The following is a 9139-nucleotide window of genomic DNA, read 5'->3' as shown; positions in this document are numbered from 1 at the left end:
GAGATTTCCCAGTATGTAAGACCCCTTGTAGACGACGAGGTTGATAGGTTCGAGGTGGAAGTGCGGTAACGTATGCAGCTGACGAATACTAATCGGTCGAGGGCTTAACCATATATAGGGATCTTTGACGTAAGTCAAAGTCTCTCAGATATCTAAGTAATCTAACTTTACGTGAGTTTCGTATCTAGTTTTCAAGGAATAAATCCTTGATAGATCCATTGTTTCTATTCCCTGATAGCTCAGTTGGTAGAGCACTCGACTGTTAATCGAGTTGTCACAGGTTCGAGTCCTGTTCGGGGAGCCATACGGAGAGGTGTCCGAGCTGGCCGAAGGAGCACGATTGGAAATCGTGTAGGCGTCACAAGCGTCTCGAGGGTTCGAATCCCTCTCTCTCCGCCACAATCTTTCTAGTAAGGCCCGTTGGTCAAGTGGTTAAGACACCTCCCTTTCACGGAGGTAACAGGGGTTCGAGTCCCCTACGGGTCACCATTTTCAAATCCCATGGAGGCTTAGCTCAGCTGGGAGAGCATCTGCCTTACAAGCAGAGGGTCGGCGGTTCGATCCCGTCAGCCTCCATCATTTTTCCTAATGCAAGACTTGATTTAATAGGAAACGTGATTTATACTTAATGACGCGGGGTGGAGCAGCCCGGTAGCTCGTCGGGCTCATAACCCGAAGGCCGCAGGTTCAAATCCTGCCCCCGCAACCAAATAATACATGTGGAGCTGTGGTGTAGTGGCCTAACATGCCTGCCTGTCACGCAGGAGACCGCGGGTTCGAATCCCGTCAGCTCCGCCATTATTATTACAACAACTAGTTAGGCTTTGTAGCTCAGTCGGTAGAGCAGAGGACTGAAAATCCTCGTGTCGGCGGTTCGATTCCGTCCAAAGCCACCATTTCTTAATTAAATAAGCCGTTGTAGCTCAACTGGTAGAGCAACTGACTTGTAATCAGTAGGTTGGGGGTTCAAGTCCTCTCGACGGCACCATTGCTTTGTGGAGGCTTAGTGAAGTGGCTAAACACGGCAGACTGTAAATCTGCTCTCTTCGAGTTCGGTGGTTCGAATCCATCAGCCTCCATTTTCCATTTTTGTAGGGGCATAGTTTAAGGGTAGAACAAAGGTCTCCAAAACCTTTGGTGTGGGTTCAATTCCTGCTGCCCCTGCCAAACATGCAAGAAACTTAATATTGTGGCGGTCGTGGCGAAGGGGTTAACGCACCGGTTTGTGGATCCGGCATTCGCGGGTTCAAGTCCCGTCGTCCGCCCATTATTACCAAAGCAACATAATGGGGATTAGCCAAGCGGTAAGGCAACGGACTTTGACTCCGTCATGCCAAGGTTCAAATCCTTGATCCCCAGTTTTATATGCGGAAGTGGCTCAGCGGTAGAGCATCGCCTTGCCAAGGCGAGGGTCGCGGGTTCGATCCCCGTCTTCCGCTCCATTATTACTAAGGCGCCATAGCCAAGTGGTAAGGCAGAGCTCTGCAAAAGCTTTACCCCCAGTTCGAATCTGGGTGGCGCCTCCACAATCTTATTAGCCGGAGTGGCGGAATCGGCAGACGCACAGGACTTAAAATCCTGCGGTAGGTGACTACCGTACCAGTTCAAGTCTGGTCTTCGGCACCATTATCTTTACAAGTTTATGCCGGCATGGCGGAATGGCAGACGCGCTCGACTCAAAATCGAGTCCGAAAGGGTGGAGGTTCGAGTCCTCTTGCCGGTATAACGAACAAAGAAAGCCTATGAAATCTTTTGATTTCATGGGCTTTTTTTCTGTTCATTTCTGAAGAGGATAAGGGTCAACTCCTTGCTACAGCAAACATAGTATTTATAATGCTATGTATATGCAGTTTACAGATAGTAAAATATGTAGGGGATACTTAACAATGGAAGTTCATACCCAAAATGATAAATGAGGCGGGGAACGCTTTTGAATATTGTGAATTCGGTAAGATTTAAGATTTTTATAGGGTTTGTGTTAGTAGTTGCTCCCTTGGTCTTATTTCTGATATTTAATAATGTGTATTCCATGAATGTGGTGAGGGATCAAATTTCTCAAAACTATAATAAACTTCTACAGCAATATGTGGAGGATACGGATAATACACTCAAAGAATTCGATAATTATTTGTTCCATCTCTACAGTGATCCGGATGTGATCAATATGAACTTGTATCCATTGGAATCGGATGATTATGTCCTAGCGAAGCAACGCTTGTTCAATAAGTTAACCAGACAGTTGGATATATACAATTTGGTCAATACCTTTTTTGTTTTTTCGAATACGACAGGAGATCTATTAGTCTCTACGAGGGAAAATACATATTATTATGATCGCGTTCAGACAGTGAAACAATACATTGTTGAGAATTCGAAGACACGTCCGAATGATAGTCCGAATGGAAATTGGCTCATTATGAAGGCATCGAATGGTGATCATTATTTGATTAAAATTAATAAGGATTTAGGCGCGGGGCTGTCGGGCGGTATTCTTATTAAAATGAGCAGTATGGTTGAGCCACTTAGCAAGTGGGACACAGGAGAAGGTGGAGGCACTATCGTGGTATCTCCAGAGGGGACTACGTTAACAAACACCTATTTCCCCTTACAAAGGTATAAGCACATTAGCGATCAAATTGTCCCCCAAAACTCCGGCTTACAAATAGTCAAAGACAAGGAACTGAATCAGCAGTTTCTGATTGTTCGTGAAGCTTCTTCGCATGCTGATTTGGAATTCGAGCTCATTATTGCGGAGAAAAATATATTGCAGAATTTACCTTATTTGCAGCTGTTAATTTACTTTTTGCCATTAGGCGGAGCTTTTGTGCTAGGGATTTATTTGTTGTATGTCCAGCGCATCCTATTCAAGCCATTGATGCAATTAATCCGAGGGATGAGGAAGATTGCCCAAGGGGAACTGTCGATTCGGTTGCATGAAGGCAGCTCAACGGAATTTGCGTTTCTAATAGCTACTTTTAATAACATGGTGGATCAGATTGAGAATTTGAAGATTTCGGTGTATGAGGAGAAGATTCGCGTTCAGCAAGCGGAGTTTAAGCACTTGCAGGTTCAGATTAACCCTCATTTCTATATGAACAGTTTAAATATTATTTACAACCTTGCCGCGTTAAAGGATACGAAATCAGTTCAGAAGATGTCCTTGCATCTGGCGGATTATTTCCGCTTTATTATGCGAACGAATCGGACGACGATGACGCTCAAGGATGAAATCGATCATATTCGCAATTATTTGGAGATTCAGGTCATGCGATATCCGGATCATTTAACTTTTGATATCCAATTACCAGAGAAGTACAGCCAATATACGATTCCTCCGCTCATTGTACAGCCTTTTGTAGAGAATGCGGTGATCCATGGGTTTACGAAGCAATACGGCACGTATGAGATTCAAGTGAAGGCTGAGCAAGATCCAGAAGCACCTGAGGCGTTCTTTCTTCTTTCCATTGGCGATAATGGTGAGGGCTTTCAACTGGAAATGCTGCAGCAATTGAATTCAGCTCAGTATTTGGATCAATCGGGAGATGAGCATCTCGGGATTTGGAATGTACGGCATCGGTTGCAAATGAATTATGGAAATAAAGTTGCGCTGAGATTTCTGAATAAGCCGGTGAGAGGGGCCTTGGTTCAAATCAGGCTGCCGCTTCATACCTCCATTGTGGAAGGGACGGATAAGGATGTATAACTTGTTGGTCGTAGATGACGAGAAGATTGCGGTAAAGGGAATTACAGTGGGGATCGATTGGGAGTCGCTCCCGATTGGTCACATTTTTGAAGCGTTGGATGTGGCTGAAGCGAAGCAGATTCTATCACAGAATCGAATCGACATCATAATTTCGGATATCGAAATGCCGGGTAGCAATGGCTTGCAGCTCCAGGAGTGGGTGCGCACGAATTCACCGCAAACGGAGACGATTTTTCTGACAGGTCATGCGAACTTCGAATATGCCCAGCAGGCTGTTCGTTTAGGCAGTTTTGACTATGTGTTGAAGCCAGTGGATCACGATCGTTTGCAAGACATCGTAAAGCTAGCCATTGAGAAGATTAAAGAAGATCAGGAGCAGTTAGATTTTCATGAAACCTATAAGATGTATTACAGTCATTGGGTCAATGAGCTTCCGACGTTGGTGGAGAAGTTCTGGCAGGAGCTGCTGAGCGGGAAAATACCTGCAAGTGAGGAGCGGTTGGCTCGCAATTTTCAGATGTATGAAATCCCACTAGACATGAAGAGCACAGTTTTACCTATCCTGATTAGTGTGGAGCACTGGAAGGAAGAGTTGAACGCTAGAGATGAAGAGATCATGGAGTATGCGATTCGGAAAGCTGCTGCAGAAATAATAATTGTGGATCAGGCTGGCTGTGTGATTCAAGAGAACGGTTCATCTTTGGTTCTGTTATATGTTGCAGATGGAAGTAAACCATCTCTTTCTGAAATAAAAGCGAAGTGTGAGGCTTACATTAGTGCTTGTCATCGTTATTTCCAATGCAGCTTGTCCTGCTATATGGGTGTAGTGACACCTCTGCTCAAGTTAACTGCGAAGGTAGGGGAACTTTTTCAAAGTGAACGAAATAATGTGACGAAAAGCAACTGTGTTCTAATGGACCATGAGACAGATCAGCCCACCATGAACAAGCCACAAGCGCCAACCTTTTCAGACTGGATGGTGCTGCTTGAGGCTGGGAAGAAAGCGGAGCTGGTTTCACGCATTAATGAAAATATTGATGGACTGCAGAAGGCTGACGTGGGTTCTGAAACTGTAGAGGCGTTCTACTATGGACTGCTGCATGTGGTGTATCATGTTTTGCACAAAAAAGGATTAGCCGTTCATGACATGCTTCCTCATCAAGAACTACAGGATTATGTCAGTGCGACGCGCTCGCTCAATCAGCTGAGGAACTGGTCGATACGTATTGCGACGGTCAGCTGTGATTATATGAATAGCCATCTGAAAGGCATCTCAGCGGTTACAACCAAGGTATGCCAGTACATTGACGAGCATATGCATGAGGAGCTCACCAGAGAGGAGTTAGCAGCCTCAGTGTATCTCAATCCAGCGTATTTATCACGCTTATTTAAGAAAGAAACTGGACTTTCAATATCGGAATACAGTCTAAAGGTTCGTATGGAAAAAGCGAAGAAGCTGTTAGCAGAAACAAACGATAAAATCAGCTATGTGGCGGAGCAAACGGGCTATTCGCATTTTTCATTTTTCGCGAAGATGTTCAAAAAGTATTCGGGTCTTTCCCCGCAAGAGTATCGGAAAAACATTCAGGGTTGAAGGGGTTTGAAGGAAGCTGAGGTGGAGTCAGGGGATTCAATGTAACAGATAAGATGCTGCCCGTTAAGGGGCAGCTTTTTTGCGTGGCTTTAGGATGATACAAGACGCCATTTCATTCGCTTATCTTTATCACCATCGAATGTCACAGAAGTGCTGATTCGGTCACGCGGAAGATAGAGAATTAATTCTAAACGCTTTACAATGAACCTATAGCAGAGAGGATGCAAGCGGATTCAATGGAAAGGGGAGCACAATAGAAGATGAACGATACGCCAAATACGGCAGCGAAGGCAGCCCCTATACGTACAACAAAACGAACCCGAGTTAAATCAACCTTTCTATGGACGGTTCGCAAATATTGGATTTTCTATGTAATGATGGCTCCAGCAGCCCTGCTGCTGATCATTAACAACTACATTCCCATGGCAGGCGTTCTGATTGCTTTTAAGAATGTGAACTACACGAAAGGGATTTTGGCAAGTCCGTGGGTTGGGTTCGATAACTTCAAGTATTTATTCTCGAGTGAGGTTGCGTGGGTCATTACTCGGAATACGATCTCTTATAATCTGGTATTTATCGTATTGAATTTGGTGATCGCGGTTGCAATGGCTATTATGTTTAATGAGATGCGGAGTAAATTCCTATCTAAATTTCATCAAAGTACGATGTTTCTACCATTCTTTCTGTCTATGGTGTGTGTAGCTTATCTGGTATACGCCTTCTTGGGAGCAGAGCACGGCTTTGTGAATACAGTACTTTTACCAAAGCTAGGTATTGAGCCGATTGACTGGTATACAGAGTCGAAATATTGGACAGTTATTTTGCCTATCGTGAATACCTGGAAAAACCTTGGATACTATACGGTTATCTATATGGCAGCCATTATTGGGATCGATCATGAGTATTACGAAGCAGCTTTAATTGATGGGGCGAACAAATGGGAGCAAGTGAAGCGGATTACGATTCCCCTCATCATGCCCGTCATGATTACGATGACACTGCTTCAAGTAGGTAGAATTTTCTATGCGGACTTCGGCTTATTCTTCCAAGTAACCAAAAATGCAGGCGCGTTATTCCCTACCACACAAGTAATTGATACCTATGTGTATCAAACTTTCCTAACAATGGGGGATATCGGAATGTCGTCAGCAGCAGGCTTGTATCAAGCAGTAGTAGGCTTCCTACTTGTCCTAGTTACGAACTTATTTGTAAGAAAAGTGAGCAAAGAAAATGCACTATTCTAAGAAGGAGTGGCTGTCGTGAGTGAAGCAATTTCGGTACGTAAACAACGGATAGCCAGGAAACGAGGGCCTAACGAATTATCACCTACAGCGAATTTGTTGGTTAACGTGTTCTTCTGGATGTATACCGCAGCTTGTATTATGCCACTGGTTTTAGTTATTATTGTTTCCTTGTCAGATGAAAAGGGTGTTCTGATCCATGGTTACAATTTCATCCCTGAAGCATGGAGCTTGGAAGCGTATAAATTCATGTTTAAGGATTGGCATCAAATTTTACGCTCCTTCGGGATTTCAGTCTTCTTAGCAACGGTGGGAACAGCGATTAGTTTAGTGATGATGTCGCTGTATGCGTATCCCATCTCGCGAAGTGATTTTCCACATAAAAGCTTCTTCTCGTTCTTCATGTTTTTCACCATGCTGTTCAATGGGGGACTCGTTCCTTGGTATCTCGTCTATACGCAGATGCTGGACTTGAAAAATACGATTGCAGCACTTATGCTGCCCTTACTCGTATCCGCTTTCTTTGTACTGCTGCTGCGGACATTCTTTGCCAATTCGATCCCGATGCCTCTCATAGAAGCAGCGAAGATTGATGGTGCTGGGGAGGTTCGGATTTTCAGCCAAATTATTATTCCGCTTTCCTTACCTGTACTGGCTTCGGTTGGATTATTTCAGGTACTGAACTATTGGAATGACTGGTTCCTCAGTCTGGTGTTCATTTCAGGAAGTAAAAATATCAATCTACAGTTCATGATGTACAAAACGATGTTGGATATTCAGTTTCTAACCTCGAATGTGCAGGCAAGTCAAGGTCTATCGCAAGCAGGAGGAATGCTCCAACTACCAACGGAAACGGTGCGTATGGCGATGGCTGTACTCGGAATTGGTCCGATCGTGTTCGCGTATCCATTCTTCCAGAAGTATTTTAAGAAAGGCTTGACGGTTGGTGCAATTAAAGGATAGTTGAATACGGCTTGTGCCAGTGTAGACTGGTTTAGCATATAGGAAGAATCGAGAAAAGGGAGGCAATCCATCCATGAAAGCTTTGAAAAAAAGCACTCTTACACTTCTAACACTGACGTTTTCGTTATCACTCACCTTGGCGGGCTGTTCTAAAAGCACGACAGAGACAACAGCAAGCGCTACACCAGCACCAGCATCAAGTACAGCACCTGCTGCGACCAAAGCAGCAACATCCGATCTGAAGCCTTATGAAGTGAAGCTAGTGTACCCTGGAACACCACAACCGGATCAAGCTAAAGTAGAAGAAGCGATGAACAAGGTTTTGAAGGAAAAAATTAATGCAACGATCAAATTGATGCCAATCGACTGGGGTCAATGGGATAATAAAACGAATCTAATGATCGCTTCCCGTGAAGAGTTTGATATCTTGTTCACAGCACAATGGAATGGTCATGCTGTCAACGTAGGTAAGGGTGCATTGATGCCGCTCAATGATCTGATTGGGCAATACGGGAAGGGAATTACAGATTCCATAGATCCTGCTTTCCTGCAAGGCGCTAAAATCAATGGCAAAAACTATGGTGTACCAACGAATAAAGAGCTCGCAGCTTCCGGTGGAATTGTGTATCGTTCGGATATTGCAAAAGAGCTTGGCATTGATATGTCAGCTGTTAAAACGATGGCCGACCTAGGTAATGTACTGAAAACAGTCAAAGAGAAAAAACCAGAAATGACAGCATTTTTCCTTCGCGATGGGGATAACCTGAATGCCCACTATTTGGCACAATATGACTACCTAGGAGACAGTACAATTCCAGGTGTTATTATGAAAGATGGCACAGATACGAAAGTGATTCCGAAATGGGATCAACCGCGTTATAAAGAAATTTTGAAATTAACACGTGATTTTATGCAAAAAGGGTATGTCAATAAAGATGCGGCTACGACGCAATTGTCGGGTCAAGATGCTTTGAAATCCGGCAATGTCTTCATGATTACGTCCTCTTTGAAACCTGGTAAAGACAGTGAATTAGCGAATGCGACGAACTTGGTAGGTAAGCTTGGCCAAATCGAGCTGACACCACGTACGATTTCCACAGGCGACACGGCGGGTTCCATGTTGGGGATTTCGGTAACTTCCAAGGATCCAGCTCGCACGATGATGGTTATTAACCTTTTGCACACGGATAAACAATTGAACAATTTGATCAACTTCGGTATCGAAGGTACGCACTACACGAAAGTGTCTGACAACATCATTAAAGCCACAGATGCTGGTAAAAATTATGCACCGGGTGCTGCATGGCAGTTCGGTAACCAATTCTTGAACTACTTGTATGATAATGAAGATCCACAAAAATGGGATAAATTCAAAGAATTCAATAAAACAGGTAAGAAATCACCTGGTCTTGGCTTTACGTTCGACTCAGAGCCTGTTAAAACACAAGTGGCTGCTGCGGTCAACGTAGGCAAAGAATTCGATGCAGCAATGGATACAGGTTCTGTGGATACGGATGCTTCCTTGCCGAAATACCAAGATAAAATGAAAGCAGCTGGCATTGATAAAATTATTGCTGAAAAGCAAAAGCAATTGGATGCATTCTTAGCTGCTTCGAAGAAATAAGTTGTTCTATGTAT

General features: G+C 44.0%; 5 protein-coding genes, 16 tRNA genes and 1 rRNA gene. All 22 read left to right on the top strand.

All coding sequences use genetic code 11. The features are described 5' to 3' along the window. Positions 1 to 112 (top strand): 23S ribosomal RNA (locus AC58PQ_RS19095); the annotation flags it as partial. A 116-nt stretch (positions 113 to 228) separates the two neighbouring features. Beyond that, positions 229 to 304: transfer RNA gene (locus AC58PQ_RS19090), tRNA-Asn, on the top strand. Between the two features lie 3 nt (positions 305 to 307). After that, positions 308 to 399, top strand: a tRNA-Ser gene (locus AC58PQ_RS19085). A gap of 15 nt (positions 400 to 414) precedes the next feature. Continuing rightward, positions 415 to 489: transfer RNA gene (locus tag AC58PQ_RS19080), tRNA-Glu, on the top strand. A 14-nt stretch (positions 490 to 503) separates the two neighbouring features. After that, positions 504 to 576: transfer RNA gene (locus AC58PQ_RS19075), tRNA-Val, on the top strand. 56 nt (positions 577 to 632) lie between these two features. After that, a tRNA-Met gene (locus AC58PQ_RS19070) sits at positions 633 to 709 on the top strand. A 12-nt stretch (positions 710 to 721) separates the two neighbouring features. Continuing rightward, positions 722 to 798 (top strand) — tRNA-Asp (locus tag AC58PQ_RS19065). Between the two features lie 22 nt (positions 799 to 820). After that, a tRNA-Phe gene (locus AC58PQ_RS19060) sits at positions 821 to 896 on the top strand. A 16-nt stretch (positions 897 to 912) separates the two neighbouring features. After that, positions 913 to 988: transfer RNA gene (locus AC58PQ_RS19055), tRNA-Thr, on the top strand. A gap of 9 nt (positions 989 to 997) precedes the next feature. Next, positions 998 to 1079: transfer RNA gene (locus tag AC58PQ_RS19050), tRNA-Tyr, on the top strand. A gap of 14 nt (positions 1080 to 1093) precedes the next feature. Then, positions 1094 to 1167: transfer RNA gene (locus tag AC58PQ_RS19045), tRNA-Trp, on the top strand. A gap of 25 nt (positions 1168 to 1192) precedes the next feature. Then, positions 1193 to 1265 (top strand) — tRNA-His (locus tag AC58PQ_RS19040). Between the two features lie 22 nt (positions 1266 to 1287). Continuing rightward, positions 1288 to 1359: transfer RNA gene (locus tag AC58PQ_RS19035), tRNA-Gln, on the top strand. Positions 1360 to 1367: 8 nt separating this feature from the next. Further along, positions 1368 to 1442, top strand: a tRNA-Gly gene (locus tag AC58PQ_RS19030). Positions 1443 to 1452: 10 nt separating this feature from the next. Continuing rightward, positions 1453 to 1526: transfer RNA gene (locus tag AC58PQ_RS19025), tRNA-Cys, on the top strand. A gap of 11 nt (positions 1527 to 1537) precedes the next feature. Continuing rightward, positions 1538 to 1626, top strand: a tRNA-Leu gene (locus tag AC58PQ_RS19020). A gap of 18 nt (positions 1627 to 1644) precedes the next feature. After that, positions 1645 to 1723, top strand: a tRNA-Leu gene (locus AC58PQ_RS19015). Positions 1724 to 1939: 216 nt separating this feature from the next. After that, positions 1940 to 3703: a sensor histidine kinase gene (locus AC58PQ_RS19010; RefSeq protein WP_497244251.1), complete on the top strand. Its 1764-nt coding sequence runs from the start codon at positions 1940 to 1942 to the stop codon at positions 3701 to 3703. Next, positions 3696 to 5297, top strand: coding sequence for a response regulator (locus AC58PQ_RS19005; protein WP_497244235.1), 1602 nt, complete (start codon positions 3696 to 3698; stop codon positions 5295 to 5297). The genes AC58PQ_RS19010 and AC58PQ_RS19005 overlap by 8 nt, the downstream gene beginning before the upstream one ends. 260 nt (positions 5298 to 5557) lie before the next feature. Then, positions 5558 to 6541, top strand: a complete 984-nt coding sequence (locus tag AC58PQ_RS19000) for an ABC transporter permease (protein ID WP_497244233.1) — start codon at positions 5558 to 5560, stop codon at positions 6539 to 6541. Between the two features lie 15 nt (positions 6542 to 6556). Then, entirely contained in the window at positions 6557 to 7501 is a 945-nt protein-coding gene (locus AC58PQ_RS18995) for a carbohydrate ABC transporter permease (protein WP_497244231.1), read from the top strand. Positions 7502 to 7574: 73 nt separating this feature from the next. After that, positions 7575 to 9125: an ABC transporter substrate-binding protein gene (locus tag AC58PQ_RS18990; RefSeq protein WP_497244229.1), complete on the top strand. Its 1551-nt coding sequence runs from the start codon at positions 7575 to 7577 to the stop codon at positions 9123 to 9125. The last annotated feature ends 14 nt before the right edge of the window (positions 9126 to 9139 follow it).

This window comes from Paenibacillus sp. J22P143 (genome assembly GCF_059692035.1).
Note: the sequence above shows the minus strand (reverse complement) of the source record. Positions and strands in the feature narration are given on the sequence as shown.

Coding starts and splice junctions, on each gene's coding strand:
- AC58PQ_RS19005 (WP_497244235.1), top strand. CDS start 3,696: ATGTATAACTTGTTGGTCGTAGATGACGAGAAGATTGCGGTAAAGGGA.
- AC58PQ_RS18990 (WP_497244229.1), top strand. CDS start 7,575: ATGAAAGCTTTGAAAAAAAGCACTCTTACACTTCTAACACTGACGTTT.
- AC58PQ_RS19000 (WP_497244233.1), top strand. CDS start 5,558: ATGAACGATACGCCAAATACGGCAGCGAAGGCAGCCCCTATACGTACA.